This is a genomic window from Micromonospora sp. NPDC023633 (assembly GCF_040640035.1).
Lineage (GTDB): Bacteria > Actinomycetota > Actinomycetes > Mycobacteriales > Micromonosporaceae > Micromonospora.
In genome coordinates this window covers 1-26,570 of sequence record NZ_JBFABB010000057.1, presented here as the reverse complement: position 1 = coordinate 26,570, position 26,570 = coordinate 1, and the positions used below count along the sequence as shown (strand labels likewise).

Here is a 26,570-nt window from a genome sequence, read left to right as displayed (position 1 = left end):
GTCGGCCTGGTGGACGTGCCAGAAGGCTTCGCACGGACAGGGCAGCAAGAAAGTCGGTGTTTACCTTCGGCATAAGTGGGAAGGTCACGATGCTTTCGACTGGAGTGGAAAGGTAACGATGTTCATCGAAGCTAGCTGCAGGAAGTAGCCGTATCTGGGGGTTTGATGCCGAAGACCTTCCTGACGCCGCGACAGGTCGCGTTCGTCGCGATGATCGGCACGGCGATCGAAATTTATGATTTCCTGCTCTATGCGTTCATTGCGGCAACGGTTTTTGGCCCGCTCTTCTTTCCCGGTTTTCACCCTTGGCTTGGCACCGTGGCTGCCTTCTCCAGTCATGCTGTTGCCTTCTTCATGCGGCCGCTGGGTGCTGCACTGTTCGCCCGCATCGGTGACCGTGCCGGCAGGCGACCTGCCCTTCTCGGGTCCCTTGCCATGATGGGTGTGGCGACCGTCGGCATCGGACTGCTTCCGACGTACTCGGCCATCGGTATAACCGCACCCCTCCTCTTGGTCGCACTCCGACTGGCGCAAGGGATGGCCGTCGGTGGCGAATATCCGGGAGCGGTGGTGGTTGCCGTCGAGTATGCGCCGCCGCATCGGCGGACTTTATATGGGTCGTTCCCACAAATTGGCTTCCCGTTGGGGATCCTGATCGTCGCGGTGACGCTGATGGTGGTCAACGTCGCCGTGGGTCCGGCGGTATTCGAGGTGTGGGGGTGGCGACTTCCATTCTTGTTCAGCGCGCTGCTGGTGATCGTCGGCCTGCTGTTTCGTTCCCGACTGGCGGAGACGCCAGAGTTCGTCGCCGCGACGAAGGGTCCAAACGTCAGACGAACCGCCGGCGCCGGCCAGATCCGAACGCTCCTTCGGGAAGCGCCCCGGCCCGTTGCGATTGGGATCTTGATGGGGATTGGCCCGGCCGCCTTCGCCTATGCGTACCTGACAAGCCTACTTGCATACGTCAAAGTCTACGTACCGACTCTGCCCGTCTCCAGGGTGCAACTCGGACTGGTGCCGACCGCGACCGTCATAGTCATCGTTGCCATCGTGAGCGCCTATTACGGGGACCGGTGGGGCAGGGAACGGGCAATCATCGTTTCCGGCGTCTGGTTGATCCTCTGGGCGGCGCCATCGTATTGGCTGGTCGGCGCATCGTCCGTGCCGGAACTGCTGGCGGCGATGATGGTCGGAGCCGTCTCGTACGGGATCTTCAGCGGGGTAGCGCCGGCACTGACGGCAGACCTGTTTCCAGTCAAGTTTCGCTATATCGGTGTAGCGACCAGCATCACCATCGCAGTGCTCATCGGTGGCGCACTTTTGCCAATTCCAGCGCTTTTCCTTACCGGCGCGACCAACGGATCCATCGCTCCGATGGTGATCATGATGGTGATAGCCGGCGCCGCCACGACCGTCGGCGGCCTGCTGGCCCACCGGAACCGTGCAATTCGATCAACAATACCCCCGGCAGCTCGGTGGTAGTTCGACGCCATGAACCTCGTGACTCCTTGATCGCCATCGCTACGGGCTCCGCACGTGTCGGTTCACCTCTTGTGGGTAACCCCCGGAATGTACCTCCTGTGGGTAACCCCGGATACGACGCCGTCGAGGGGGTCTACTTCCGGGTGAAGGGTGGCGTGTCGCATAGGGGGTGAGCACCCATTCGGGATCCGACCGGCGAGTTCTTCGAGGCGGTTCGCAGGCGAGGGCATGAGCCCCTGCTGGAGAAGACGGAGGGCACGATCCTGTTTAGCCTTAGCCAGGATCACCGGACGAACCACTGGTTCGTGGAGATCAGGAACGGGGAGGTCCGGGTGTCGCGGGAGGAACGCGGGGCCGACTGCGTCGCTCGCACCGATCAGGCGCTGTTCGACGTCATGGTGACCGGCCGCGAACGTATGCGGCGGGCATGGCTGCGAAACGAGGTCATGGTTGAGGGTGATCTGATGTTGCTGGCCCGCTTTGAACGCATTTTCCCCGGTCCGCCTGGGGCACGCCACCCGCGGGCCGGCAGTGGTCGGGAGCACCGGCCATGAGCACGGATCTCGTCAGAATTCTGGACGGCGGCACATTCGTGGTGAGCGACTCCAACGGCGACATCGTCGCGTCGCCCACGTTTCCGACCGGTCTCTTCTCGTTCGACACACGATTCCTGTCGACCTGGCAGTTGAGCGTCAACGGCGAACGGCTGCAGGCACTGACGGTTGATGAGCTGGAGTACTACGAGACGCGTTACTTCCTGGTCCCCGTCGCCCCGTCGCCCCGCATCGAACCCGAGCTGTCCGTGATCCGCCAACGTTCGATCATCGGCAGCATGCACGAGCAACTGACCGTCCTCAACCATGAGCGGGAGCCGGTCGACGTGTGCATCCGCGTCGACGCCAGCAGCGACTTCGCCGACCTGTTCGAGATCAAGGACGTACGGCAGAAGAAGGGGAGCTACTACACCCGAATCGAGAACGGCTGTCTGCGTCTCGGCTATCAGCGGGGGACCTTCCGCCGCGAGAGCGTCATCACGAGTAACCCGCCCGCCCTTGTTGACGAACGGGGCCTGACCTTCACCGTCAGGCTCGAACCCCACGGTCAGTGGGGCGCCGAGATACGTGTCGAGACGGTGGGACCGGACGGGCGGGACATTCGCGTGACCCTTCAGGGCCGGCCCGGTCGGACGAGGCCACAGATGCGCCAGGACCTCGAGGTCTGGCTGCGTCGCGCACCACGGCTCGAGTGCGACAACGAGTCGCTGGCGACGGCATATCAGCGCGGGCTGGTCGACCTTGCCGCGCTACGGTTCATGCCGCTGATCGCCGGCGGGGAGAGTGTTCCGGCGGCCGGGCTGCCATGGTTCATGAGCATCTTCGGTCGCGACAGCATCTTCGTGTCTCTGCAGGCGCTGCCGTTCGTGCCGGGCCTCGCGGCCACGACGCTGCAGGTACTAGGAGCTCTGCAGGGCAGCAGGCTGGACGACTTCGGCGAGGAGGAGCCCGGCAAGATCTTGCACGAGGTGCGGTACGGGGAGACGGTCGCGTTCGCAGAGCAGCCCCACTCGCCGTACTACGGCTCGGCTGACGCCACTCCCCTGTTCGTGGTGCTGCTCGACGAGTACGAGCGCTGGACCGGCGACGCCGCCCTGGTGCGGCACCTCGAGCCGGTCGCGCGGGCCGCGCTGGACTGGATCGACGAGTACGGCGACATCATGGGCAACGGCTACCTGTGGTACCAGCGTCGGAATGAGCAGACCGGGCTGGACAACCAGTGCTGGAAGGACTCCTGGGACTCCATCTCATACCACGACGGGACGTTGCCGGGGCTGCCCCGGGCAACCTGTGAACTGCAGGGCTACGCCTACGACGCGAAGATTCGCGGCGCCCGGCTGGCCCGGGAGTTCTGGAACGATCCGGCGTACGCCGACGCGCTCGAAGCACAGGCGGCGGATCTCAAGCACCGGTTCAACCGCGACTACTGGGTCGCGGACCGTGAATTCTATGCGTTGGCCCTCGACACCGACGGCCGGCCGGTGGACGCGCTCTCCTCGAACATCGGTCACCTGCTCTGGAGCGGCATCGTCGAGGAGTCCCGCGCCAGCGCGATCGCCGCCCACCTGACCGGACCGAAACTCTTCTCCGGCTGGGGCGTACGCACACTGGCGCAGGGTGAGGGACGGTACAACCCGGTCGGCTATCACGTCGGCACGGTCTGGCCATTCGACAACTCGATCATCGCCTGGGGGCTCCGGCGCTACGGCTTCGCCGAACAGGCCGGGCGGATCGCGGAAGCGATCATCGATGCGGCGCAGTACTTCCAGGGGCGCCTACCGGAGGCATTCGCCGGCTACGACCGGGAGCTGACCAAATACCCCGTCCAGTACCCCACCGCGTGTAGTCCGCAGGCGTGGTCGACGGGCACACCCATGCTGTTGCTCCGAACGATGCTCGGCATGGAGCCACACGCCGGCCGCCTGGCGACCGATCCGACGATTCCCGATCCGCTCGGCCGGATCACCCTGCATGGCGTCCATGGGCGGTGGGGCCGCGCCGACGTCTCGGCGGGCGGACAACCATCGTGAGTAGCGAGATATGCCCAATGCGCCAGCTCAGCTATCTGTCGTGGTGGATGTTTCGACCGGGCCAGTGTCATAAGCGAGCCCGAGTGGAAGTTCACACGTATGCCGCTGCCCGGCCTTCGCCCGCACCGGGCCACCAGCCACTCGATCTCCCACATACGCCCACCGACGCCGGCTTGCTCGGCGGTGCCGGCTCGGAAGTAGCGGGCGGTGGTGTCGAGGGAGGCGTGGCCGAGCAGGGCCGGGCCCGCTTGACCTTCAGCCGTAGGCCGCGGCGCCGGTCTCGTAGAGCAGGTCGATGGCGGCGAGCGCCTGATTGACGGTGGACGGGCTGCCCTTGGTGGCAACGAGGTGCCGGCGCCAGGCGGTGACGGCGGCCTCGGCGCCGACCTGGTCGACGAAGGCGTCCGGGTGGTCGCGGGCGTGCGCGGCGAGCCATGCGCCGTACGCGCGGACGCGGGCCCGGTACGCCTTGATGGTGTTGGCGGACAGGGCGCACCGGTCGAGGTGCCGGTGCAGCGCCACGAGGGCCCCGGATAAGAGGAATTATGCGTTCAGTGACGCGCGGCGTGATTCCTCGTACAGGCGTGTCGGGATCATCGAGATCTGAGCGAGGTGCGCAATGCAGGTCTGACGGGGACCCAAGGGTGCGGCTCACCAGCGCACTCAGCGCAGGACAGGGCCAGCGGCCGCCGCCACAAACAGGAGCGTCGGGGACGCGGCGGCGGTGCCGAGCGCGATCGCCGAGTTGATCCGGCTTCTTGTTAGGAGTCTCCGGAGCAGGATCAAACCTGCCAGCAGGGTGCCGAGAAGTACCGGTGCACCGACAGTGACCCCGAAGATCAGCATGTCTTCCCACGGTGAGTTGCCATACGACACCCTCATTCCGGATTGCCGGTCGAGGAGGACGAAGTAGGCGATGATCACCAGTCCGTGCCAGCCGAGCATAACCAGGTACGCGAAGGTGCGGTTCCCGGCCGACCGGCTCCTCGGCGGTCTCACCGGACCTCGGGCGGCGGTGTCACGCTCGTCGGCGCTTCGCACGTAGTCCCTCCTCAAGAGACGTGAACAAACCGGGAGGCTTCTGTCTCCCGAAAGCAGAGCACGGGGGTGGCGCACGTTCAACCGGATCGAGGACACGGGTGGCACAGGCCCACCCCGAGCACAACCCGCAGCGAGCCGGGCACAGACGCCACCCCCACCCCCGAAGAGTCCGCGCCCGACAATGCGGTGACCGCCCGCTACGACAACGACCTCGGCAACGTCTGTGAAGGCAAGCCAATCCTCAACGCGGCGCCCTACGCTGGGCCGTCGAGCGCGAAGGTCTACACCTTCGCGAACTCCCCCGACCGGCCGGCACTCTGGTCGTCAGTGTCGATCGCCTCGAACAAGCCGTACTCCGCCAAGAACACCGACTTCGAAGCGGTGTCAGTCGTCGCCTGCCTGGAGTTCGTGGGAGGCAGCGAAGCCACGCCCCTCGAGTGCGAATACACCGACACTCTCCACCACCGGGTCACCATCGACTACGTCTCGTCGCGCTACAAGCTCACCTTCCACGCGGCGAAGACCGCCGAGAAGATCGGCGACGGCGGCACCGTCAGCGGCCCGGCGAGCCGATGCCCGACCTTCATCTCGTCGTACAACAAGAACACCAAGAAGGCGTACGCCCCGCCGGATACCGGCACCATCGAGGCGGCCCTGCACAAGTTCCTGTCCTGAGGCTGCCGGTCGACATCGGGGAGGGATGGCGGCCCGTCCCTCCTCGATCCGTTTCCCGCGTCTGCCGTTCCTGCCAGCGTCGCGGTAACAAACTGGGGGTGATTGGTGATGTTCAGCCCGACGGGAAGCTCGTTGTCCTGTACGAGCAGGTGCACGAGGGGATCCGGGCAGTCCGGGGTGAAGACGCGGTCCGGCACCCACGGCAGCACGCCCACCTGACGCCGATGATCAGCGCATCCCGGCCATCACCATGATCACTCAGGCCAGTTGTGCTGCCCGGTCTGTCGCATTAAGGCCAGCGGGCGTACGGGCGAGCCCGTGCCGCCGACGATCGGCAGCGGAGCGAGGACCTCTGGCGGTCGTGCTGACCGCCGGGCATCGAGGCGACAGTCCGCAGTTCATCCCGGTCCTGGCCGCCATTCGCGTTCCTCGCCTGGTCACCGGCTGTCCCAGGACCCGACCATACCGAGTGCTGGCCGACAAGGCGTACACATCGAAAGCCAACCGGCGATATCTGCGCCGGCGAGGCATCGCCGCGACCATCCCGAGCAAGACCGATCAGGACCCCCACCGGCGGGCCAAGGGATCCAAGGGGGCCGGCCACCGACCTTCGACCCACACGTCTACCAGCAACGTCCTCGCCGTGGAGTGCGGCATCGACCGCCTCAAGCGGAACCGGGCCGGGCCACCCGCTCCGACAGACTCGCGGTCCGCTACGAAGCCACCATCCACCTCGCCGCCATCAACGAGTGGCTGTGAGCGACTTCGACACGGGCCCCTATGGTGGGCACTGCCGCCGATCGAGGGAGAGACCGTTGTCGCCGTCGCGCCGTCCACCCCGTTGGAGCCTGGCAGGGGCAGCTTTGAGCCTGCTCGTCGGTCTCACCGCTTGCACCAGGCCCCGGGCGGAGCCGCCCGTGCGGCCTGCGCCGCGGGTCGAGGTGACCCAGGAGAGCCTGCGCGGCAGTGAGACCGGAGCGCAACGGGAGGGCCCGGAGCCCACCTGGTCGGTGACGGCCGGCCGGCTCGAGCAGCCGTTGACGCAGCTCGGCCAGGTCATCGTCGTGCCGGACGGGCGCGAACTGCGGGCGGTAGACCGCTCCACGGGGCAGGACCGGTGGCGTCACCCGTTCCCGGTGAGCTACCAGTACGCGGTCGCCGGCAGCCTGATCGTCGTCAGCGCCAGCAACGGAGGGCCGCTGGAGGTGCTCGACGCGGCCACCGGCGCCACCCGCTGGCGGGCCGAGGACACCCAGGACGTCGTCGTCCAGCAACAGGTCGTGTACGACCGGGAGTGCGTCGGCACCGGACAGTCCGCGAAGTGTGTCGTCATCGCCCGGGACGTCCGCGACGGTCGCGAACTGTGGAAACTGCCCGCCGACCGGTTCGCCCGGGTGAGCGACGAGGCGCTCGGTGTCCGGGTGCCGTATGCCGCGCCCGCCGGGCGGTACGTGGCGGTGCGGCTGAACGGGCGTACCTACACGACCGTCGCGGCCACCACCGGCAAGGTCGGCGCCGGCCGGTTGCCGAGCCGGGCCTGGTACGGCTTCGTCGCCGACGGCCTGCTGGTAACCACCGATAACGATCCGCCCCGGGGCGACCGGCGGTGCACGGTCGGCATCGCCACCGTCAACGCGGCCACGGGCGCCAGAGGCTGGTCCGGCGAGGTCTTCAGCGGGCGTCGCGAGGACGGGGAGTGTGCCAAGGTCCTGGCGCACAACGGCAGTGGGCTGACCCTGATCGGGGCCGGCACCCGGCTCGTCGCGGTCACCGCCGCCGGCCGGCCCCAGGTGGTCGACCTGCGGACCGGCAGGACGCAGTGGGAGGGCGTCACCTCCGGCGTGCCGATCGACGGCGACGACCGGTCCGTGCTGGTGCGGCGCACCGCCGACGAGGGCGAACTGGCCCTGCTCGACATGGCCACGGGCGCGACGCGGTGGACCGCGCCGGACCCGGGCTTGTCCGGCACCTCGGCGAGCTGGCGGTCGAGCGTGACCAGACGCCTCGTGGCGGTCAGCGGCGCGGTAGAGAAACGACCGGTCGTGCTCGTTTATGACGCGTCGACCGGTCGCCAGCTCGGCCGGTACCCCGGTTGGCTAGCCGGGGTCGGGGACGACTGGGTCGCGGTCAGCCACTCCGGGGGACCGGACGGGATCGCCCTGGACCTGTACGCCTTCTGAGCCAGATCCGTGAGCGCGGGGGCGTGCGCTTCGGGCGGCGCTTGGCCGGCCCGCCACACCGGCCGCGGTCGGACACAGTCGCGTCCACCACCGGCGCGCCCTAGCCTGAGCGAGAGCCGCCCCGAACGATCCTACTGACCTAGAGGGCATCTGATCCGCGTAGTGGCTGATTCACGTTCGGCCGTTGCGGTGATGGGGCTGTTTCGTTGATCGTCACGTGGGCGTGCAGCGGCATGGGTATCGGTCGGACTTGTCGGATGAGCGGTGGGCGTTGATCGAGCCGGTGCTGACCGCGTGGCGGGCGGCGCGGGTGGGTTTGGGGATCAGCCGGCCGGTGCATGACCTGCGGGAGATCGTCAACGCGATCCTGTACGTGACCAGGACGGGGATCGCCTGGGAGTACCTGCCGCACGACTTCCCGCCAGCGAAGACGGTGTACCACTACTACGCCAAGTGGGAGGCCGACGGAACGACGCAGCGGATCCACGATCTGCTGCGGGAGCGGGTCCGGGCGGCCCGGGGCCGCCGCGAAAGCCCGTCAGCGGCGGTCCCGGACTCGCAGAGCGTGAAGACTTCCAGCAACGTCGGCGAGTCCAGCCAGGGCATCGACGCGGCGAAGATGATCAAGGGACGCAAGCGGCACATCGCCACCGACACCCTCGGACCCGTACCGGCGAGACCGAAAACAGGTGCGCCCACCTCGACCAAGTGGAAGCCGACGGCCTCGGTACGACCGCCTCGCCGATCCCGCTCTCGCGCAACCTCGCTGTGCCGGGTCAGGTGTAGGCCAGGAGGCTGCCCGCGACCGTGACACCCGTCCATGACGTCAGGGAGACGACCGCGGCGGTCCGGGCCGGCACAGGCGAGGGCTCGTTCAAGTCCCAGTCGGAGACACCGCGGTAGGTGCGCCTGTGGAAGATCAGGATGTTCAGACCCGCGATCAGCAGGAGGCCGAGCTTCCACGGAGCGCTGCCACGTTCAGCCATGAGGCTCGCGCCGGGCAGGAACATGAGGATGCCAGTGACCGCCGCTACCACGAATCCCAGGCGTGACAACGGCAGGAGATAGCCGGCCACAGTAGTCACCCGCAACTTCCGCTGCCCGAGCCCCAGCAGCCGAAGATCGAAGGCCGCAGCCGGGCCGATGAGCAGGGCGATACCGATGATGTGGAAGCTCCCGAGCACCGGATACAGGTAGGCCGTACCACGGATGGCTTCGGCAAGCGGGCCGTCCTCGAGCCAGGAGAAGAAGCCGTCCATGACGAGCGCCCTCACGCCCGACGCGAGCGCGCCCGCAGGTAGAGCGTCCCGCCCACCACGCCGATCACCAGGACGACGCCGACCGTGCCCCACACCAGAATCGGAGACGTACCGTCGGAATCCTCCGCAGCAGCCGTCGCATCCTGGTTCCGGTCGGCCGGATCGTCGCTCTCGGGGTACGGAACCGGCAGCGGCCTCGCCGGCAGTTCACTGCCGAGCACCTGGTTGACCGGCTGCCCGTCCTCGAACCAGAACACGACCGGACGGAACTCGTCGTCATGACTCCTGCCGATGTAGCCGACCGCTTCAACCCGCTCGCCGTCGGCGAGCGGACGGTCGAGACCCCACATTCCCGTGTAGGTCGGCGGTGCGATGACGACTTCCAGCTCGTCATGGGAGCCGCTGTACGACGGGGCATGGTTGATCGGGCCGCTGTCTTCTGGAGCCTGCAACTGCTCAGGCAGGGCCAGTTCAGGCGTGTCCGCGGGGCGATCGTTTTCCAGAGTCAGCCTGAAGTAGGAGTGCGGGTCGCCCCAGCGAACCTCCGAGACGGCGCCCGCGATGTAGTAGAGACGATCGGTGTCGAAGTCGTCGAACCCGTGGTGAGCCTGCGCGGCATTGGCAGGAACCACGATGAGCGTCACAGCGACAGCGAGGAACGCCGCCGCCAGCCTGCCGAGGCGGGTGCCGGTGTGAGCGTGCGGTGCGGTGCTTCTGGTGAAGCGCATGTGGAGTCGATCCTCTCGGAAGTTGGGGGTGGTCGGACCCGGCGGCCCTATCTCGCGGGAGCAAGGGAGTCCTGCCGTAGTGGTCCAGACAGGGCGTCCTCTTCAGCGGGGTCGATCGCGCTCAGTTGTGTGCTCAGATCTGGCAGTGACGCGCTCGGTGGCGGTGACCCGCTGCCGGCCGCGGCCCTCTGTGATCACGAGCGCTGGTCGGTGACCCGCCAACCCTGCTGCGATCAGAAGCGCCGGTAGGTGACGCGCCAGCCTTCTGCCGGGTCCGTCGGCGTCAGGACCAGCCGGTCACCAGAGACTTTGAAGACGCGCGTCAGGCGCTGTCCGATGAGGTTGCGCACCGCTGACGACTCAACGGTCACGACGAACGTGCCGGCGGCCTTGTTGACGGCGACAGTCCCGTAGAAGGCTTCGTATCCGTTGATCGTGTACGGAGTGTCCGGCGCGCTCGCGTCGGGGTTCATGGCCTGCACCGACATGGTGCCGGACCTGGTGAAGATGATCTGGCCGGAGTACGGCACGGGTCGCAGGTTGCCCGGGGTGCCGACCTCCAAGGAGGTCATAAGCCATCCGCCCACCAAAGGCGACGTGTCGCGATGGGCCATGCTGGGCTGGGCGAATGAGAACGCGGCGACCAGCAGCGCAACCGCGAGGACGAGGGGAAGCACCAGCGTACGCGGGGCGATCTTGAGTTTGGTTGCCATTGTTCGTTGGTTCCTTCTCTTCGCACGAGGGGGTGTGGCGGGCAGCCGTTGGGCTCCGTTTCCGGCCGGTGGCCCAGCTGGGTCGCGCTGCGGCCGTACCGCACGCTGGTTATCAGCAAACTGCGTCAACCGACGGGCGGGGAGTTCCTGACGGTGGGTGTACCGGCAGGGAACCCCTGTTCGTCGCGTCGGCGGGATCTAGAGCCGCGGAGGCCGTTGTCGCCCCTCGTGCGCGAACTCACCGGCGGCGGGGCTTCTAAGGTGTTGGAAGCGGTTGGGCACCCCGGCCTGCCCAACGATCAGGCCATCGATGTTTACGGCAGGGGATTGCCAGTGGGTGGCGGAGTCGCGGCGGTGTGGTCGGCTGCGGGCAGCCACAGCACGAAGGTGCTGCCCAGTCCTATCTCGGAGCGCCCGGCCGACCAGAGGATGGCGGTGAACATGACCGCGAGGGTCCGCGCTGCGGGATCGGCGCCGCGGTGTACCAACCGCGGGAGGGGCGGGAATTCGAGCTACCGCTGCGATGCAGCGAGTGTGCTTTCGTTGGTGGCGGCCCAGGACGCGAGCAAGGTGAGGGCCTGGGCGGTCGGTGAGCCGGGTTCGGCGGCGTAGATCGTCATACCGGCACCGCCCTCGGCCCGCAGATCCATCGTCTCGTAGGCCAGTTCGAGGTCACCGACGACCTGGTGGTGGAAGGTCTTCTGGCCGGTTCCGTGGGTGCGGACGTTGTGGGCGCCCCAGCGGCGGCGGAAGTCCTCGCTGCGGGTGGACAGTTCGCCGACCAGGTCGTGCAGGCCTTTGTCGTGCGGGTCCTTGCCGGCGGCGGTGCGCAGGTTCGCCACGGTCATGTCGGCGGCGAGGTTCCAGTCGGGGTAGAAGCGATGGGCGGCGCTGTCGAGGAAGGTGAACCGCCCGAAGTTGGGCACGCCGTGGGCGCCGGCGTAGACATCGCTGTACATGGCCCGGCCGAGCAGGTTCGCGGCGAGCAGGTCCTGCCGGTTGTTGACTACGATCGCCGGAGCGGTGATCGTGTCCAGGGTCCATTGCAGGCCGGGCCGTACGGTCCACTGCTTGGGGCGGCGGCTGGGCCGCACCAAAGCGCTGGTACCGCTGGCCTCCTGTGCCAGGCGCATGAGGTGGGCCCGTTCGGCGTCGTCGAGTTGCAGGGCACGGGCGATCGCCTCGAGCACCCCTGCGGAGACGCCAGCCAGCGCGCCGCGTTCCAGCTTCGCGTAGTACTCGACGCTCATGCCGGCCAGCGCGGCGACCTCACTGCGCCGCAGCCCGGGCACACGACGTTGTCCGCCAGCCGGCAGGCCCGCCTACTCCGGGGTGATCTTCGCCCGACGCGTGGTGAGGAAGTCGTGTACCTCGGCTCGGCTGTTCATGCCTTCGACGGTACGACGCACACCGCTGACCTGGGACGTACTGTCGGTACACCCATCATCGATGACTTCCTCCCACCGCACGCGGCGCGTGTGCTGGGGGCATGACTGCAGCTCTCGTCGAACAGCCGCCCTTGGATCAGGTGCGGCGTCAGGCCCGGCTCACCACTGCCCTGATCACCACGGTGATCTTTTTGACCGGGATCGCGCCGCTGGCGACCGACATGTACGTGCCGGCCTTCCCAGATGTCGCCGGTGACCTGTCGGCGACGGCGACGCAGGTGCAGCTCACGCTGACCACGTTCTTCGTCGGAATGGCGCTGGGTCAGCTGATCGGCGGGCCGGTCTCCGATCAGTACGGCCGGCGTCGGCTGCTGTTGGCCGCGGTGGTCGTGATGACCATCGCCTCCGTGGTGTGCGCCCTGACGCCGTCGATCGGCGTCATGATGACCGCCCGGTTCGTCCAGGGCTTCGCCGGCGGATGGGCGATGGTGATCGGCCGGGCGGTGATCGTCGACCTGGCGCGCGGTGCCCGGCTGGTCCGGGTGCTCAACGTGATCGCCGGTGTGGGTGGGATCGCGCCGATCGCCGGGCCGCTGCTCGGCGCGGTCATTCTGCAGCTTTCCGGCTGGCGGATGTCGTTCTGGGCGGTGGCGGCCCTGGGTGTGGCGATGGTGGTGGCGGTGCTACTGGCGGTGCCCGAGTCGCTGCCGCCGCACCGGCGGCACGCCGGCGGTCTGCGTACGTTCGCGATCGCCGGCCGGCAGATCCTCGCCCGACGGCGCTACGTCGGGTACGTGTTGGTCAGCGGCTCGGGAATGGGTGCGATCTTCGCATACGTGGCGACGTCGGCGTTCGTGCTCCAGTCGATGAACGGCCTGTCACCGGTCGCGTACTCGATCGACTTCGCCGCCAACGCGGCCGGCATGACGGTGGCGGCGCTGGTCGCTGCCCGCCTCGCGGGCCGGGTCGCCACCCGCAAGGTCATCCTGGCCGGGCAGGTCGCCGCGCTCGGCGCCGGTGTGGCGATGCTGGCGGGCGCGCTGTGGCTGGGTACGCCGCTGCTGCTAGTGATCGTTTGTTTCTTCGTACTGATGACCGCGCAGGGGCTGATCGGCCCCAACGGCGGCGCGCTGGCATCGGCGGAGGTGCCTGAGCATCCAGGCACCGGGTCGGCGATGCTCGGCTTCGTCACGTGGGTGGCCGCAGGTGTGATCGCGCCGATCGCCGGTCTCGGCGGGCAGGACACCGCCGTACCCATGGCGCTGCTCATGATCGCCTGCACGGTGCTGTCCATGGCCGGCCTGGTGCTGGCCCGGCCGGCGAAAGCCCCGTCCCCCCGCACGACCAGTTATGGGTGTCATCCGCACCCGCAGGTCCGCGGCGAACACCCTGGCCGCGTTGAAGTCGATCCGGGCCGCCCGTCCGGACGGCGCACCGATCTACGTTTCATGCCTTGCTTGCCGCGGTCGACCGGTGAACGGCCGGCGACCTCGCCACCGCCGGGCGCCTTGGTGATGCACCCGTCGACGGCGAGGTCGTCCAGCAGCAGCCCGACGAGACGGTCATAGGCGTTCAGCACGGATCGTCTTGAGCTGGGCGAACACGCCCAACTGGATCCACTCGTCGCGGCGGTTGCGGATCGTGGTGGCCGAGCAGGTCGAGTCGGCGATGCCCTGGTAGGAGCAGCCGAACCGCAGCACCTGCAGCAACTTGTCGAACACGATCCGGTCGGCTATACGCCGGCGGTGACAGCCCAGCGGATGGGTGGGATCGGTACCGGGACGGGGTGGCAGCAGCGCGGCGAACTGGTCCCACAAGGGGTCGCTCAGCGCTGATGGGACAGCGGGCACAGGAGTTCCAGTGATCACTAGGCGTAGGAACCTTCATGATCACTGATGTCTGTGCCCGTCTCCTGCCCAACTCATCCCCGCTGACCTATTTACGCGCCCTCTTAATCAACTAATCAACGACTCAGGACACTAGCCGCCGTGTGCTGCCTTCTGATGAAGATAGGCAACCGAGGTGGGTGGGACGAAGCTTTCCTTGACCGTTCGAGTCGACACCCACCTTTGGAGGTTCAGTGGTGAGCCGGCCTTGTCATTGGTGCCCGAGGCGCGTGAGCCACCGAACGGCTGCTGCCCCACCACCGCACCGGTCGGCTTGTCGTTGACGTAGAAGTTTCCGGCGGAGAACCGAAGGCGCTGGGTCGCACGGCCCACCGCCGCACGGTCACGCGCGATGATGGCACCGGTCAACCCGTACGGCCCGGTGTCGTCCACGAGGTCGAGCACGGCTTCGAACCACCCGGGTGTCGAGTCGTCGTAGACGTAGACGGTAAGGATTGGACCGAAGTACTCGGTGCTCATCGTCGGATGGCGCGAGTTATCCACCCGCAGCACCGTGGGTCGGACGAAGTAGCCGACACTGTCGTCAGCGGTCCCGCCAGCCACCACCTCCACCGCCGGGTCGCCGGCCGCGTCACGCAGCACACTGGCCAGCCGGTCGTACGCCCGGCGGTCGATGACGGCGCCGAGGAAGTTGCCGAAGTCGGTTACGTCGCCCATCGGCAGTGCCTCGGTCTCGGCGGCGAGGACAGGTCGCAGGTCGTCCCACAACGACGCCGGGATGTAGGCCCGAGACGCCGCCGAGCACTTCTGCCCGCTGTATTCGAAGGCACCCCGGATCAGCGCGGTGCAGAGCGCCTCGATGTCGGCGGACGGGTGGGCGAGCACGAAGCCTTTTCCTCCGGTCTCCCCCACCATGCGGGGGTAGCTGCGGTAGGTGCCCAGGTTGCTCGCGACCTCTCGCCACAGGTGCTGGAAGGTTCGGGTGGAGCCGGTGAAGTGGATGCCGGCCAGGTCCGGATGGGCCAGCGCCACCTGCGACACCGCCCGCCCGTCGCCGGTGAGGAGGTTGATCACCCCGGGTGGCAGCCCAGCCTCCTGCAGTAGTTGCATCGTGAGGTATGCAGCCAGTGTCTGGGTTTCCGACGGCTTCCAGATCACCACGTTCCCCATCAACGCCGGAGCCGTCGGCAGGTTGCCGGCGATCGCGGTGAAGTTGAACGGAGTGATCGCGTAGACGAATCCTTCCAGTGGCCGGTGGTCGAGCCGGTTCCACACCCCGGGCGAGGAGACCGGCTGCTCGGCCAGCACCTGGCGGCCGAACGCCACGTTGTAGCGCCAGAAGTCGATCAGCTCGCAGGCTGAGTCGATCTCCGCCTGGATGGCGGTCTTGCCTTGGCCGAGCATGGTGGCGGCGTTGAGGCGGGCCCGCCACGGCCCGGCGAGCAGGTCGGCGGCGCGCAGCAGGATCGCCGCCCGGTCGTCATAGGACATGGTCTGCCAGGCGGGTGCTGCAGCGGCAGCGGCGGCGATCGCGTCATTGGCGTCAGCGGTGGTGGCCTCGGCGAATTCACCGAGCACCTGGGCGTGCCGGTGTGGGGCGACGACCGCGTGCCGGGCACCGCCGCCCATCCAGTGGCGGGCCCCGATAACGCAGGGCAGCTCGATGGGCTGGGCCGTCAGGGCGGTGAGTTGGGCGTTGAGCGCGGCCCGCTCGGACGAGCCGGGGGCGTAGTCGAGCACCGGCTCGTTACGCGGCGTGGGGACCTGGGTAACGGCGTCCATGTGGTTCTCCAGCAGGTTTCGGGTCACACCAGGGATGCGATGACGTCGGGGATGCCGTTCTGCTTTGTGATCGCGTAGTCACCGATCACATATTCGGCTCCCAGAACGGCGCTCACCTCCAGCTTGTTGTCGCCGAGCGCGACGGACTGCCCGAGGGAGAGCTCACCGATGCCATACCGGCGTTCTTTGACGAGGAAGTTGGGCGAGGTGTCCCGGCTGAGGATGTCGAAGCTCTGGAAGGCGGGACCGTTGGGCTGGGGCACCGCCCGCACTTGGAGGTGGGGGAAGGTACGGAATCCGTCCCATGCCGCACCGTCGGCGTCCGCGTCGTAGCGGATCGCGAGGTCGATGATGGGTTCGTTGCGCAGCGACACGGCACCCCGTATGCCGGCATCGTCAGCCGTGAGGCTGATGTCGGCGAACTTCTTCGGGTAGCCCCACAGTTCCCGGCCGAGTGCCACACTCCAGGACTGGTCCTCCCACTCGAAGAAGTAGTTGGCGCCCTCGTGGTCGCCGTACCGGACCGGGAAGACGATGCCGGCATCGAAGTACGGCCCGGCAGAGCAGTTGGTGAAGTCCGCGATGGTGACTAGGAACCGGTCGTCGGTGAGGGTGAACGGGGTGGGGGCGAACAGGCGGGCGAGCTGCTCTTGGTCACCGCGGCAGTAGACCGACAGGGTCCGCAGGTCCGGGCAGGTGTAGAGCTGGTCCCCGCGGCCGTAGCCGAGAAAGTCGAAGAACTGGTTCGGGTCGTACACGGTTGCGTTACTCCTGACAGGGGTGGGTACGGGCATCAGCCCATGCGACCGGCTTGGATGACCCGACGCAGAAACGCCTGGGTCTCGGGCTGTTGCGGGGCATTGAAGATCTGCTCCGGGCTGCCGCGTTCGATGATCTGTCCGTTCGACAGGAAGCAGACCTGGTCGGAGATGTCCCGGGCGAAGTTCATCTCGTGCGTGGTGAGCAGCATGGTCATCCCATTGCCCGCCAGTTCGCGGACCAGGTCGAGCACCTCTACCACCAGCTCCGGGTCGAGGGCGGAGGTGATCTCGTCGAGCAGCAACACCCGGGGCTGCATCACCATCGTGCGGGCGATCGCCACCCGCTGTTGCTGACCGCCGGAGAGCTGGTCGGGATAGGCATTGGCCTTGTCGGCCAGCCCTACCCGGCGCAGCATCTCCCGGGCCCGCTCGACGGCTTCCGCTTTGCTGAACTGCCGGGTGGTCACGGGTGCAACCGTGCAGTTGGCAAGCACGCTCATGTGCGGAAAGAGGTTGAAGCTCTGGAACACCATCCCGACCTGACGCCGGAGCCTGACCTTGTCGACGCCGGGCCCGGACACCACGTCGCCGTCGATCGACACCGTGCCGCCCTGGATGTCCTCTAGGCCGTTGACACAACGCAGCAGCGTCGACTTGCCCGAGCCGGATGCGCCGATCAGGCTGACCACCTGGTGCGCCGCCACGTCCAGGTCGATGTTGGCCAGCACCACGAGGTCGGCGTAACTCTTACGCACGTTGCGTAGTTCGATCAGTGCCATCAGGACCTGCCTCGGGTACGGCTGTCGGTTCTGGCGATGAGGTAGTCGACCAGCCGGGTCTGCGGAATCGTGATGATGACGAACAGGATGCAGACCACCGTCACCGCCGAGAGGTTGAACATGTTGCTGGCGAAGATCTTCGCCTGAGTGAATGAATCGACGATGCCGACGACATTGACCAGCGCGGTGTCCTTCTGAAGCGCGACAAAGGCGCTCAACAGTGCCGGGGCGATGCGCCGCATCACCTGCGGCAGCACGATCAGCCGATTCACCGAGAACGGAGACAGTCCGAGCGACAGCGCCGCCGAAGTCTGGCTCGCGTGCACCGACTCGATGCCCGACCGGAACAGTTCGGCGTTGTACGCGCCGTAGGTGAGGCTGAGCGCGACGACCGCGTAGAGCATCGGCGGCGCCTCGCTGATCACCGGGATTCCGGCGATCGGGACGCCGAAGCAAACCAGGTAGATGACCACGATCGAGGGCAGGCCCCGAAATAGGTCGATGTAGCCGATGGCCAGCAGCCGCAGCGGTCGCGCGCTCCGACTCGGCAACAGTCGGGCCAGCGCTAGGAGTAGCCCGAGCGCCGACGAGAGCAACTGCGCCCCGAGCGCGATGATCAGGTTGACGCTGAGCGCGCGGGCGATGTCGCCGAAGCTGGACCTGATCAGGTCCCACTGGAAGAACGTCGCCGCCACGGCGGAGTTGTTCGCGGTGACGAAGAGCGCGGCGACCACCACCACTGCCATGAAGCCGGCCAGCCCCAGACCGCTCCACGCGGCTTCCCGGGAGCCGGCTGCCGCCCGGCGGGCGCCGACATGGTCGCCTGCCGCCCACCGCCGACGGGAGTCAGCTCGGCGGGCCCAGGCACGGCCGGCCCGCACGAACACCAGCACCGTCACAATGCCAAGCGCCACCGCGATCGCCACGGCCACGACCGGTGCCACACTTCGGGACACCACGTCGACGATCAGCCATACGACGAGCGCGGCCAGGACGGCGAGCACCGTGTTAATGATCGCCAGGCTCCGGGTTCGCGGCGGCGGGGCCGGCGCGGCGGCACGCGCCAGCCCATCGGGGGAGAGCGACGCGCCCGGTGCCGTCCCCGTTTCCGGTACTGTCGCCATGATCAGCCGACCGTCCAGGTGGGCAGCTGCGCCGGGTCGCCGCCGAGCGTCGGGTTGAGCCAGGTCGCGAAGACCTCCTTCAACGATCCGTCGCTCTTCATGTCGGCGAGGATCTGGTTGACGACGGCCTTGTTCGGTGAGCCCTTGGGCAGCAGGATGCACAGGCCCCCGCCGACCGCGTACTTGGCGATGGTCTCGAACGCGCCGTTGCTCTTCGCCGTCTGCGGCATGGTCGAGGTGGTGTCGAGCAGCACCGCGTCGATCTGACCGGCGCGCAGCGCGGCGTAGGCGTCCGGCTCCGACTGGAAGATGCTGGGCTGCTTCGTCGGTTTGAGGGTGTTGTTAATGAACTCAAGCTGCAATGACCCGACGAGTACGCCGATCTTCGCGTCCTTGATGGTCTCCTGGGTAAGCTTGCTGCCCTTCTTGACCATCACGCCGGTGTCGACGGTGAGGTAGGGATCGGAGAAGTCCGCTACCTTCTTCCGCGCATCGGTGGCGAACAGGTCGTAGGGGGCGATGTCGAAACCGGTGACGGTGCCGCTGACCAGCGCGTCGTAGGAGACGTTCACCAAAGCCAGCTTGGGCAGACCACCGCGCTGCGCGATCTGCGCGGACAGGCAGTACAGGTAGCCGCTCTTCACCTGCTCGATCGTGTTGCCCTTGTACGCCGCGCCGGCCGGGACGGGCACCTTGATGGTGAGCTGACCCGGCACTGCGGCCTGGAGATGGTGGCGAGCCGGCTCGTTCGGCACTGTGCACTCGCCGTAGCCTCCGGCGCCCTTGGCGGCGCTCGGGGCGCTGGTGTTGCCACCGCCGCAGGCAGAAACAGCGAGCACAAGGGCAAGACCAATGCCCATAAACCGGGTGCTTCTGGACAGAAACATGGCGCGTTTCCTCCTTCAAGTTGGCTGGGGGATGCCGCCACGGGCAGCCGGCGCCCCGCGTTCGCGAGGACGCGCGGTCAGAGCCCGTTGTCGGAGAAGATGAGGCTCAGGTCGGCGGCGTTGCTGAGGATGTGCCGGCGGATGGACGCCTCCGCCCGCTTACCGTCACGGTCTCGCAGCGCGTAGGCCGTGTCGCAGTGGTGGACACCGATGCTGGCGGGCAGCTCGAACGACTTCGCGCAGAAATACCAGATACGCAGTGACAGGTTGAAGTAGTGACTGAGGGTGCCTTCGAGGAAGCGGTTACGGCAGGCGGCGTAAACCGCGCGGTGGAACTGCGCGTCCAGATCAAACTGCTCGACCAGCTTGCACCCGCCCCGCGCGGCCTCGGCCAGCTCGACGATCCGGGACAGCTCGGCGGTGGTGGCCCGCTCTGCGGCCAGTCGCGCGGCGGTACCCTCGATCTCTAAGCGGACCTCGCGGACCGCCTGATCATCGCGGATACCAATCTCCGACACGAACGTGCCCCGCCGAGGAAAGATCGTCACCAGCCGGTCGAACTCCAGCCGTCGCAGCGCCTCGCGGATCGGGGCGATCCCCAACGCGAGTTCGTCGCTGAGCTGCTTCTCGTTGAGCGGCTCCAGTGGCTGGTACTCGATACGGATGATGCGATCGCGCAGCCTGCGGTAGGCCACATCACTTGCGCGGTCTTCACCACGGCGCTGAGGCGGAGGGTTGCCGGACACGAGCGTCACACCAGGGCAGCGACGTGCGTGGGCACGCCATTCGCAGCCGTGGAGGCGTAGTCACCGACCGTCAGCTCGGCACCCAGCGGAACGGCGTGCAGCGGCTGTCCAGCGACGGCCAACGCCGCCCCGAACCGCACCGCACCGCGGCCGTACCGCCGGGTCTTCAACACGTAGTCCTTTGAGGTGTCACGGCTGAGGATGTCGAAGCTCTGAAAGGTCGGCCCATCATACTGAGGGACCGCGCGGACCTGAAGATGCGGATACAGCGACAGGCCGGCCCAGCCCGAGCCGTCGACCGTGTCGTCGAAGGTAAAGTCTAGGCTGAACAGGGATGCACCCTCGTTGCTGACATCGGCACGCGCTCCGTGAGCGTCGGCCTCGAAGCAGATCTTGGCGTACCGCTTGGGGTAGCCCCACAGTTCCCGGCCACCCGCCACGCTGCCGTGCTTGTCCTCAAATTCGTGGTAGTACGTGCCCCCGACGAGATCGCCGTAGCGCACCGCAAGGATCACCGCCGCGTCGATGTACGTGGCGCCCGAGTTGCGGGTGAAGTCGGCGATCGACACCGCGAACCGGTCATCCGCCAGGGTGAAGGGAGTCGGTCGCAACAACTCCTCGAGCTGCGCCTCGTCGCCGCGAAAGTATGCAATCACGCTGGTCAGGTCGGCACAGTGGTAGGTCTGGTCACCCCGGCCGTAGCCGAGGAACTCGAAATATGACGTGACGTCGTAGGGCTCTCGCATCGTTCCCATCCCGGGCTCCGGACTGACACCGCACTGACATGTCAGTTATCTACCCAGGCAAGCTAGGGGCACCGTCACGGAATGTCAACACCCTCTTTCCGCCGACAACCGCCGCCCCTAGGCTGCCGACGGGTGTCCTCGCCTACACGATCACCGAACACGCCCACCGCTGATGGGCCAACCCGCGACTTCCCCTGCCGGTCGCCGGCGCGCGAAAGACGGTGGCGTTGGATGTCACCGGATGACACTTCTAGCGGCGCGACGCCGCAGTACGAGGCGAACGCGGACTCCGACCGGAACCTGTTGACGGCGCCGGAGCGGGCCAGGATCTTCGCGGCGGTGACGTCTCCGATGCGGAGCAAATCGGTCAGTGTGGTGCCGGAGGCCGCGACCGCGGCGGACAGCGTTGCTGTTGCTTCGGCAATGCGCCGGTCGAGGCGGCGCAGCTCGCCGAGTAGTTCCACGGCGACCTGGCGCATGGTGCGGGCCAGCACGGCACGTGGGCGGATGCTGCGTAACGCAGCGGCTGCGCTGTCGGCGGTCAGGCCGCGGGACAGGCCGGCAGGAATGAGCTGGGCCAGCAGCGCATGCAGGCGGTTGACGATCTGGGTGCGACTGCGGACGAGGTCATCGCGGTGTTCGGTGAGCACCGCGGGGCGGCGATGGCCTCATCCACCACGGCGGTGTTGAGTCGAGCAGCGGTGTGCGCGCCGATCCCGACCGATAGAGCATCCTGTTCGTTGGGGACGTGGCCGCGGGCCTTCACGGCCCGCCGGTAGCGGGCGGTGAGCGATTCGGAGCTCTCTTGCCAAGCGGCCGTTGCCAAGGCTGGCGTCGCGGGCCTGGAAAGGCGGGCGGCGTCGGCCCACATGTGCCGGATGATGATGTTCGCCAGTTGCCGCTTGTGGCATCGGCGCGTCATCTGCAGAAGGAACCGCCGGGTGGCGTGCAGACCGAGGCCCGCCACTGGTACCGGGGCGCACGCGCCCCAGACAGCGCCGCCGGTCTTCTCCACGTCTGGCTGCACTTCGAGCGCCAGCAGCCGACCCGGCTCCACGCCTGTGGCGACGAGTTGCGGCTGTCCACCGAAGACCCGTACCCGGGCTACGGCATGGACGAATTCGGCGGGCTTCGAGCACGACTGGCCCCGGCCGGTCTATCCGTACACTCACGCCAGAGGGAGGACGCCGACGTCCCTGGAAGACCAGCTCGAAGAGGGCCGCAAGAACCTGGAAGTCACGCTGGAGGAGCTGCGCGAGGCGCGGCGTTGCCGAGGGCTGCTCGGACGCGGCGCTGCTCGACGCGTTCCCCGGTGCCCGCACGTACATCGACGATTCGGTTGCGCACGGAGACGCAGACACACCGCCGACCGACACCGACCTCGGTGTCGTGGTCGACGTGGCTGGGTACGGGCCGGACGGCTCGGGGGCTGTTGCCGCTGATAGAGCAGGCCTGCGACGCGATCCGGGAGCACCTCAAGGACGAGTTCGACAACCCCACGGTCACGCTCGAGGGCCATAAGCGGTCGGCAGGCCGCTACCCCCGAGAGCGAATCGATGCCGCCCGAGGCACCTGCATCGCCACTATGCGCAACGCGCTCCTACGACACCGAACCCGCACGCTTCTCATCAAAGGTATCTGGAGAGGCAAACGAGCCCGTCACGCGTCACCTTGGTCTGGATGCCGACTTCTCGGGATGCGGGCGGTTCCGGGTCGCACCTGTGCGGGCGTGCGTCGCGTAGAGGGCGAGCCCCACGAAGACCAAGCCGCCGACCAGATTGCCGACCACTGTGGGGACCTCGTTCCACATCAGGTAGTCAGCGATCGAAAAGTCGCCACCGAGCATCAGGCCGGCCGGGAACAGGAACATGTTCACCACCGAGTGCTCGAACCCCATGTAGAAGAAGACCACGATCGGCATCCACATGCCGATCACCTTCCCCGACACCGACGTCGAGATCATCGCGGCGACGACGCCGGTGGAGACCATCCAGTTGCACAGGACACCGCGGATGAAGAGGGTGAGCATCCCGGCGGCACCATGGTCGGCGTACCCGACCGTCCGCGACGCGCCGATCGCGCCGAGCCGCTGGCCGACCTCGTTCGGGTCCATGCTGAAGGCGAAGGTCAGGATCACGGCCATCATGAGCGCGACGGTGAGCGCGCCGGCGAAGTTGCCGACGAAGACCAAGCCCCAGTTGCGCAGGACCAGGCGCAATCTGACGCCCGGTCGCCTGTCGATCAGCGCGAGGGGAACAAGGGTGAACACACCGGTCAGGAGGTCGAACCCGAGCAGGTACAGCAAGCAGAACCCGATGGGGAAGAGAAGGGCCCCGACGAGGGGCTGACCCGTCTCCACGGTGATGGTGACCGCGAACGCCGCAGCGAGTGCGAGGATGGCACCGGCCATGTATGCACGGATCACCGTGTCCCGGGTGGACATGAACACTTTGGCCTCGCCCGCGTCGATCATCTTCGCGACGAACTCTGATGGGGTCACGTAGGACATGGACTCGTTCCTTCTGGTGTGGGCAACCACGGAGCTGCCGGTGTACCCAAGATCCGGACTGTCCGGTCGGTCTCGGCACTATAGATGTCCATCGCCGTAACACCGTGCAGCCCATCGAGGCACGTGAGATCCCCCCCCCGTTACCTAATGAATCCCGAACGGCCCCGTGGACCACGGGATGCCTGCCCGTTACCTGGCCCTTGAGGTCTCCAAAAAGATCGGCAGCGTGGGCTCGGCGAGCCGTTCGTGGGTGGTCCGGCTCGCTGAGTACACGCCTGCACACCTCTGGACCGAGCCAGGTCTCGTGCAAGACCGGCGGACCTCGGCGGTGCCGGACCACCTCGTGACCTTGGGCAGGATGTTGATCGTGGTTGCAGCCCGCCCGCACGGCGAACACCTCGCATACCGGGAGCCGACGAGCTCTGACTGCGAAGACCGGGACCGTGCGGGTCGCTGGGATCGCGAACGGCTCATCGGAGGGTAGGCCACAGAGCCTCGTCATTAGGGCGCCGCGCGTTTCCGCCAGGGTTGCGCACCTGTACTGACAGATGGGGAGGAGTACGAGTTGACGGTGTACTGCGGCATCGACTGGGCGGAACAGCACCACGACATCGCTCTCGTCGACGAGCACGGTCGCCTGGTCGCCAAGGGGCGTATTGGCGATGACCTGGACGGATTTACCACGCTGGTGGAGATGCTGGCCGCCGCCGGCGACAACACCGACTGCCCGATCCCGGTGGCGATCGAGACCCCGCGCGGGCTACTGGTCGCGGCGCTACGCGCAAGTGGGCGACGGGTGTACTCGATCAACCCGATGGCGGTGGCACGCTATCGGGAGCGGTACTCGGTGTCTCGCAAGAAGTCCGACCACGCCGACGCGGTGGTGCTGGCCAACATTCTGCGCACCGACGCGCACGCCCATCGGCCGCTGCCGCACGACAGCGAGCTGGTCCAGGCCATCGCCGTGCTGGCTCGGGCTCACCAGGATGCCACCTGGCGGCGGACCCGGGCATCGAACGAGTTACGGTCGCTGCTGCGGGAGTACTTTCCTACGTTCCTGGCCGCGTTCACCGGCAGGAAGGGCAATCTGACCAGTGCGGACGCCCGGGCTGTGCTGGCCATCGCCCCTACGCCGGCCGCTGCTGCGAAGTTGTCCACGACGCGCATCGCGGCTGCGCTGCGCCGCGGCGGCCGCCAACGCGGCATCGAGGACCTGGCCGCTGAGCTGCAGCAGGAGCTGCGGCGTCCGCAACTGCGCCAGCCGGCCGTCGTGGAGGAAGCGATGGGCACCCAGGCGCTGGCACTGCTGGCGACGCTGAACGTCGAATGCGCCAGTGTCGACCAGCTCACCGAGGCCACCAGTGAAGCGTTCCGCCAGCATCCCGACCACGCGATCGTGACGAGCTTCCCTGGCCTGGCCGACGTGACTGGCGCCCGCGTCCTGGCCGAGATCGGCGACGACCGCGCCCGGTTCGCCGACGCCCGCGCGTTGAAGGCGTACGCGGGCGCGGCCCCGGTCACCCGCGCGTCCGGGCGCAGCATCTCCATCACCCATCGCAAGGTGAAGAACGACCGGCTCGCCGCGGCCGGTTACCTGTGGGCCTTCGTCGCCGCCACCCACGCCGAACCTGCCAAGCAGCACTACCAACGTCGACGCGACCACGGCGACCGGCACCCCGCAGCGCTGCGCAACCTGTTCAACCGGCTCCTCGGTTGCCTGCACCACTGCCTGGGAACCGGCCAGCTCTACGACCCCGCCAAGGCATTCGCTCACGGGGCGCTTGCAAGCCCGTGACGATCAGTCCGGTAGCGCCCGAGCGACTCGATCAAGCAGGTCTTGGGCGCCGGCACGGGTATCTGGGTCAGGATCGGACAGCAGACTCTGCAGCACGGCTCGGAAACGCATGCGGTCGTCCGACCCAGCGCAGGCCAGCTCGAACAAGGCGGCACTCAGGCAACTGGTCAGATGATCCCCTTGCTCCGGCTCCGCGACATGCCACGCTGCGGCAAGTAGACGCAGCCCGGCTGCGCCACGACGCCGCAATAGCGCCGCGGCGGTCGCATCGGTGACCGCGGTATTCGCGCGGTCAAGTAGGAGACTCCGGACCACGGCGTCTACCGGCTCCCTCCCAACGACAGTGCTCAGGTGACATCCGGCGCGGGCCCTGTCCGACCACAACTGCGACCGAGCCAATCGCAGGGCCTCATCCGTTTCCACCGCTACATCATTCCTGCCCTTGACTCGTACGGGAGATCGGAGGTCTTTTTGATCGTCCCCAGCCGGGGACCCTCGGTCGCCCGGCCCGGTATGACTGCCTGCCCCTGTCGTTCGGATGATCCGGGGGTGTTGTCGCCAGGCCGGGTGGCGTCGGTGGACCGCTGATAGGGACACGGCCACCCGTTTTGGGGTAGGTCTCTTCGTAACGGGGCTGCCGGCAGTCCGACGCCTGGACCAGCGGCCGGGGCCACGATGCGATGTGTGGAGGCAGGTCTGGTGCACGACGAATATGGCGTCTACCTGGGCTCGGACGTCGGTAAGGGTGATCACCACGCGGTCGGGTTGACGCCGGACGGCAAGCGGCTGCACGACGCGGCGTTGCCGAACACCGAGGCCCGGCTGAGGCAACTGTTCGACAAGCTCGCCCGTTATGGTCGCGTGCTGGTGGTGGTCGACCAGCCGGCCTCGATCGGCGCCCTGCCGGTCGCGGTCGCGAGGGCGGCCGGACATCAGGTGGCCTACCTGCCCGGCTTGGCCATGCGCCGTATCGCTGACCTGCACCCGGGCACGGCGAAGACCGATGCCCGGGACGCCTACGTCATCGCCGATGCCGCCCGCACCCCACGGCGGTGCGGATGCGGCTGGCCCGCCGAGCTTCCGACGTGGTCAAGCCGGTGGCATGGGTGGTCGATGACACCGGCTTCCCGAAGGACGGCAAGGGCTCACCGGGCGTGGCGCGGCAGTACTCGGGGACGTTGGGCAAGGTGGGAACTGCCAGATCGGGGTGAGTGTTCACGCGGTCACCGACACCGCGTCGTGCCCGCTGGATTGGCGGTTGTTTCTCCCGACGTCGTGGGACGAGCATGCCGTTGACGAGGCTGACCGCCCCGATGCGGTCGCTCGCCGGGCCCGGTGCGGGATAGCTGCCGACGAGCATCATCGCCCGAAGTGGGCGCTGGTGGTGGAGATGCTCGACGAGTTGGCCGATCGCGGGCTGCGTCCGCCGTTGCTGGCCGCGGACGCCGGCTAGTAGTGCTTTGTTAAGTCGTTGTGGCGTGTCGCTTGTATGAGCGTCGTGGCGGTGTTTGGCTGCCGCGGTGGATGAGCGGGATCTCGTTCGG

The 26,570-nt window shown here is 67.4% G+C and carries 21 protein-coding genes and 7 pseudogenes; 12 read left to right on the top strand and 16 right to left on the bottom strand.

Annotated elements, in window-relative coordinates; genetic code table 11:
- Nucleotides 1–165: 165 nt before the first annotated feature.
- The 3 genes from AB0G13_RS19135 (at nucleotide 166) to AB0G13_RS19125 (ending at nucleotide 4,066) form a co-directional block, all read left to right on the top strand.
- The gene (locus AB0G13_RS19135) at nucleotides 166–1,482 is read left to right on the top strand and encodes an MFS transporter (RefSeq protein ID WP_357875888.1); all 1,317 of its coding nucleotides are present in this window, start codon (nucleotides 166–168) and stop codon (nucleotides 1,480–1,482) included.
- A 179-nt stretch (nucleotides 1,483–1,661) separates the two neighbouring features.
- Nucleotides 1,662–2,036, top strand: coding sequence for an SCP2 sterol-binding domain-containing protein (locus tag AB0G13_RS19130; RefSeq protein ID WP_357875926.1), 375 nt, complete (start codon nucleotides 1,662–1,664; stop codon nucleotides 2,034–2,036).
- Nucleotides 2,033–4,066 (top strand): glycogen debranching N-terminal domain-containing protein, encoded by a 2,034-nt coding sequence (locus AB0G13_RS19125; RefSeq protein ID WP_357875886.1) that lies wholly within the window; start codon nucleotides 2,033–2,035, stop codon nucleotides 4,064–4,066. Before AB0G13_RS19130 ends, AB0G13_RS19125 begins: the two co-directional genes overlap by 4 nt.
- 255 nt (nucleotides 4,067–4,321) lie before the next feature.
- Here AB0G13_RS19125 and AB0G13_RS19120 read toward each other — a convergent pair whose 3' ends face one another.
- Together AB0G13_RS19120 and AB0G13_RS19115 are read right to left on the bottom strand one after the other, a co-directional pair.
- Complete coding sequence (locus AB0G13_RS19120; protein WP_357875884.1) at nucleotides 4,322–4,588, bottom strand: site-specific integrase; 267 nt, start codon at nucleotides 4,586–4,588, stop codon at nucleotides 4,322–4,324.
- 141 nt (nucleotides 4,589–4,729) lie between these two features.
- Nucleotides 4,730–5,107, bottom strand: a complete 378-nt coding sequence (locus tag AB0G13_RS19115) for a hypothetical protein (RefSeq protein WP_357875882.1) — start codon at nucleotides 5,105–5,107, stop codon at nucleotides 4,730–4,732.
- Between the two features lie 186 nt (nucleotides 5,108–5,293).
- Here AB0G13_RS19115 and AB0G13_RS19110 point away from each other — a divergent pair, with 186 nt between their 5' ends.
- From AB0G13_RS19110 to AB0G13_RS19095, 4 genes and pseudogenes are all read left to right on the top strand, one after another.
- Nucleotides 5,294–5,782 (top strand): hypothetical protein, encoded by a 489-nt coding sequence (locus AB0G13_RS19110; RefSeq protein ID WP_357875880.1) that lies wholly within the window; start codon nucleotides 5,294–5,296, stop codon nucleotides 5,780–5,782.
- Nucleotides 5,783–6,116: 334 nt separating this feature from the next.
- A pseudogene (locus AB0G13_RS19105) lies at nucleotides 6,117–6,541 on the top strand (transposase); the annotation flags it as partial.
- A 158-nt stretch (nucleotides 6,542–6,699) separates the two neighbouring features.
- Nucleotides 6,700–7,962, top strand: a complete 1,263-nt coding sequence (locus tag AB0G13_RS19100) for a PQQ-binding-like beta-propeller repeat protein (RefSeq protein ID WP_357875878.1) — start codon at nucleotides 6,700–6,702, stop codon at nucleotides 7,960–7,962.
- Nucleotides 7,963–8,185: 223 nt separating this feature from the next.
- Nucleotides 8,186–8,626, top strand: a pseudogene (locus tag AB0G13_RS19095) (IS5 family transposase); the annotation flags it as partial.
- 112 nt (nucleotides 8,627–8,738) lie between these two features.
- Here the strand turns inward: AB0G13_RS19095 and AB0G13_RS19090 are convergent.
- The 4 genes from AB0G13_RS19090 to AB0G13_RS19075 all read right to left on the bottom strand — a co-directional run bounded on the left by AB0G13_RS19090 (nucleotide 8,739) and on the right by AB0G13_RS19075 (nucleotide 11,954).
- Nucleotides 8,739–9,221, bottom strand: coding sequence for a hypothetical protein (locus AB0G13_RS19090; protein ID WP_357875876.1), 483 nt, complete (start codon nucleotides 9,219–9,221; stop codon nucleotides 8,739–8,741).
- Nucleotides 9,222–9,232: 11 nt separating this feature from the next.
- Nucleotides 9,233–9,949, bottom strand: a complete 717-nt coding sequence (locus AB0G13_RS19085) for a DUF6152 family protein (RefSeq protein ID WP_357875874.1) — start codon at nucleotides 9,947–9,949, stop codon at nucleotides 9,233–9,235.
- A 233-nt stretch (nucleotides 9,950–10,182) separates the two neighbouring features.
- Nucleotides 10,183–10,662 carry a lipocalin-like domain-containing protein gene (locus tag AB0G13_RS19080; RefSeq protein ID WP_357875872.1) on the bottom strand — a complete coding sequence of 160 codons (480 nt, stop codon included), beginning with the start codon at nucleotides 10,660–10,662 and terminating at the stop codon, nucleotides 10,183–10,185.
- A 512-nt stretch (nucleotides 10,663–11,174) separates the two neighbouring features.
- Nucleotides 11,175–11,954 carry a helix-turn-helix transcriptional regulator gene (locus AB0G13_RS19075; RefSeq protein WP_357875870.1) on the bottom strand — a complete coding sequence of 260 codons (780 nt, stop codon included), beginning with the start codon at nucleotides 11,952–11,954 and terminating at the stop codon, nucleotides 11,175–11,177.
- Nucleotides 11,955–12,151: 197 nt separating this feature from the next.
- On the opposite strand from AB0G13_RS19075, the pseudogene AB0G13_RS19070 reads away from it, so the two are divergent.
- Together AB0G13_RS19070 and AB0G13_RS19065 are read left to right on the top strand one after the other, a co-directional pair.
- Nucleotides 12,152–13,342: pseudogene (locus tag AB0G13_RS19070) on the top strand (multidrug effflux MFS transporter); the annotation flags it as partial.
- 50 nt (nucleotides 13,343–13,392) lie between these two features.
- A pseudogene (locus AB0G13_RS19065) lies at nucleotides 13,393–13,496 on the top strand (IS630 family transposase); the annotation flags it as partial.
- Here the strand turns inward: AB0G13_RS19065 and AB0G13_RS19060 are convergent.
- From AB0G13_RS19060 to AB0G13_RS19015, 10 genes and pseudogenes are all read right to left on the bottom strand, one after another.
- Nucleotides 13,492–13,900, bottom strand: a pseudogene (locus tag AB0G13_RS19060) (transposase); the annotation flags it as partial. The pseudogenes AB0G13_RS19065 and AB0G13_RS19060 sit on opposite strands and share 5 nt — an antisense overlap.
- 129 nt (nucleotides 13,901–14,029) lie before the next feature.
- Complete coding sequence (gene pruA / locus AB0G13_RS19055; RefSeq protein WP_357875924.1) at nucleotides 14,030–15,679, bottom strand: L-glutamate gamma-semialdehyde dehydrogenase; 1,650 nt, start codon at nucleotides 15,677–15,679, stop codon at nucleotides 14,030–14,032.
- A gap of 23 nt (nucleotides 15,680–15,702) precedes the next feature.
- Nucleotides 15,703–16,437 (bottom strand): acetoacetate decarboxylase family protein, encoded by a 735-nt coding sequence (locus AB0G13_RS19050; protein ID WP_357875868.1) that lies wholly within the window; start codon nucleotides 16,435–16,437, stop codon nucleotides 15,703–15,705.
- A 35-nt stretch (nucleotides 16,438–16,472) separates the two neighbouring features.
- Nucleotides 16,473–17,219 carry an amino acid ABC transporter ATP-binding protein gene (locus tag AB0G13_RS19045; RefSeq protein ID WP_357875866.1) on the bottom strand — a complete coding sequence of 249 codons (747 nt, stop codon included), beginning with the start codon at nucleotides 17,217–17,219 and terminating at the stop codon, nucleotides 16,473–16,475.
- Nucleotides 17,219–18,223 (bottom strand): ABC transporter permease subunit, encoded by a 1,005-nt coding sequence (locus AB0G13_RS19040; RefSeq protein WP_357875864.1) that lies wholly within the window; start codon nucleotides 18,221–18,223, stop codon nucleotides 17,219–17,221. The genes AB0G13_RS19045 and AB0G13_RS19040 overlap by 1 nt, the downstream gene beginning before the upstream one ends.
- A 122-nt stretch (nucleotides 18,224–18,345) precedes the next feature.
- Nucleotides 18,346–19,230 carry an ABC transporter substrate-binding protein gene (locus AB0G13_RS19035; protein ID WP_357875861.1) on the bottom strand — a complete coding sequence of 295 codons (885 nt, stop codon included), beginning with the start codon at nucleotides 19,228–19,230 and terminating at the stop codon, nucleotides 18,346–18,348.
- A gap of 77 nt (nucleotides 19,231–19,307) precedes the next feature.
- Nucleotides 19,308–19,985 (bottom strand): GntR family transcriptional regulator, encoded by a 678-nt coding sequence (locus tag AB0G13_RS19030; RefSeq protein ID WP_357875859.1) that lies wholly within the window; start codon nucleotides 19,983–19,985, stop codon nucleotides 19,308–19,310.
- The gene (locus AB0G13_RS19025; protein ID WP_357875857.1) at nucleotides 19,982–20,722 is read right to left on the bottom strand and encodes an acetoacetate decarboxylase family protein; all 741 of its coding nucleotides are present in this window, start codon (nucleotides 20,720–20,722) and stop codon (nucleotides 19,982–19,984) included. The genes AB0G13_RS19030 and AB0G13_RS19025 overlap by 4 nt, the downstream gene beginning before the upstream one ends.
- 74 nt (nucleotides 20,723–20,796) lie before the next feature.
- Nucleotides 20,797–21,372, bottom strand: coding sequence for a transposase (locus AB0G13_RS19020; RefSeq protein ID WP_357875855.1), 576 nt, complete (start codon nucleotides 21,370–21,372; stop codon nucleotides 20,797–20,799).
- Nucleotides 21,373–22,388: 1,016 nt separating this feature from the next.
- Nucleotides 22,389–23,231: a formate/nitrite transporter family protein gene (locus AB0G13_RS19015; RefSeq protein ID WP_357875853.1), complete on the bottom strand. Its 843-nt coding sequence runs from the start codon at nucleotides 23,229–23,231 to the stop codon at nucleotides 22,389–22,391.
- Between the two features lie 565 nt (nucleotides 23,232–23,796).
- Here AB0G13_RS19015 and AB0G13_RS19010 point away from each other — a divergent pair.
- From AB0G13_RS19010 to AB0G13_RS19000, 3 genes and pseudogenes are all read left to right on the top strand, one after another.
- Nucleotides 23,797–25,026, top strand: coding sequence for an IS110 family transposase (locus AB0G13_RS19010; protein WP_357875851.1), 1,230 nt, complete (start codon nucleotides 23,797–23,799; stop codon nucleotides 25,024–25,026).
- A gap of 675 nt (nucleotides 25,027–25,701) precedes the next feature.
- Nucleotides 25,702–26,070, top strand: a pseudogene (locus tag AB0G13_RS19005) (IS110 family transposase); the annotation flags it as partial.
- Nucleotides 26,071–26,129: 59 nt separating this feature from the next.
- Nucleotides 26,130–26,476, top strand: a pseudogene (locus tag AB0G13_RS19000) (transposase); the annotation flags it as partial.
- Nucleotides 26,477–26,570 lie beyond the last annotated feature (94 nt).

Bases quoted from the DNA above. Each gene is read 5' to 3' on its own strand.
- pruA (WP_357875924.1), bottom strand. From the start codon at position 15,679: ATGGACGCCGTTACCCAGGTCCCCACGCCGCGTAACGAGCCGGTGCTC.
- AB0G13_RS19045 (WP_357875866.1), bottom strand. From the start codon at position 17,219: ATGGCACTGATCGAACTACGCAACGTGCGTAAGAGTTACGCCGACCTC.
- AB0G13_RS19035 (WP_357875861.1), bottom strand. From the start codon at position 19,230: ATGTTTCTGTCCAGAAGCACCCGGTTTATGGGCATTGGTCTTGCCCTT.
- AB0G13_RS19025 (WP_357875857.1), bottom strand. From the start codon at position 20,722: ATGCGAGAGCCCTACGACGTCACGTCATATTTCGAGTTCCTCGGCTAC.
- AB0G13_RS19015 (WP_357875853.1), bottom strand. From the start codon at position 23,231: ATGTCCTACGTGACCCCATCAGAGTTCGTCGCGAAGATGATCGACGCG.
- AB0G13_RS19085 (WP_357875874.1), bottom strand. From the start codon at position 9,949: ATGCGCTTCACCAGAAGCACCGCACCGCACGCTCACACCGGCACCCGC.
- AB0G13_RS19080 (WP_357875872.1), bottom strand. From the start codon at position 10,662: ATGGCAACCAAACTCAAGATCGCCCCGCGTACGCTGGTGCTTCCCCTC.
- AB0G13_RS19125 (WP_357875886.1), top strand. From the start codon at position 2,033: ATGAGCACGGATCTCGTCAGAATTCTGGACGGCGGCACATTCGTGGTG.
- AB0G13_RS19090 (WP_357875876.1), bottom strand. From the start codon at position 9,221: ATGGACGGCTTCTTCTCCTGGCTCGAGGACGGCCCGCTTGCCGAAGCC.
- AB0G13_RS19135 (WP_357875888.1), top strand. From the start codon at position 166: ATGCCGAAGACCTTCCTGACGCCGCGACAGGTCGCGTTCGTCGCGATG.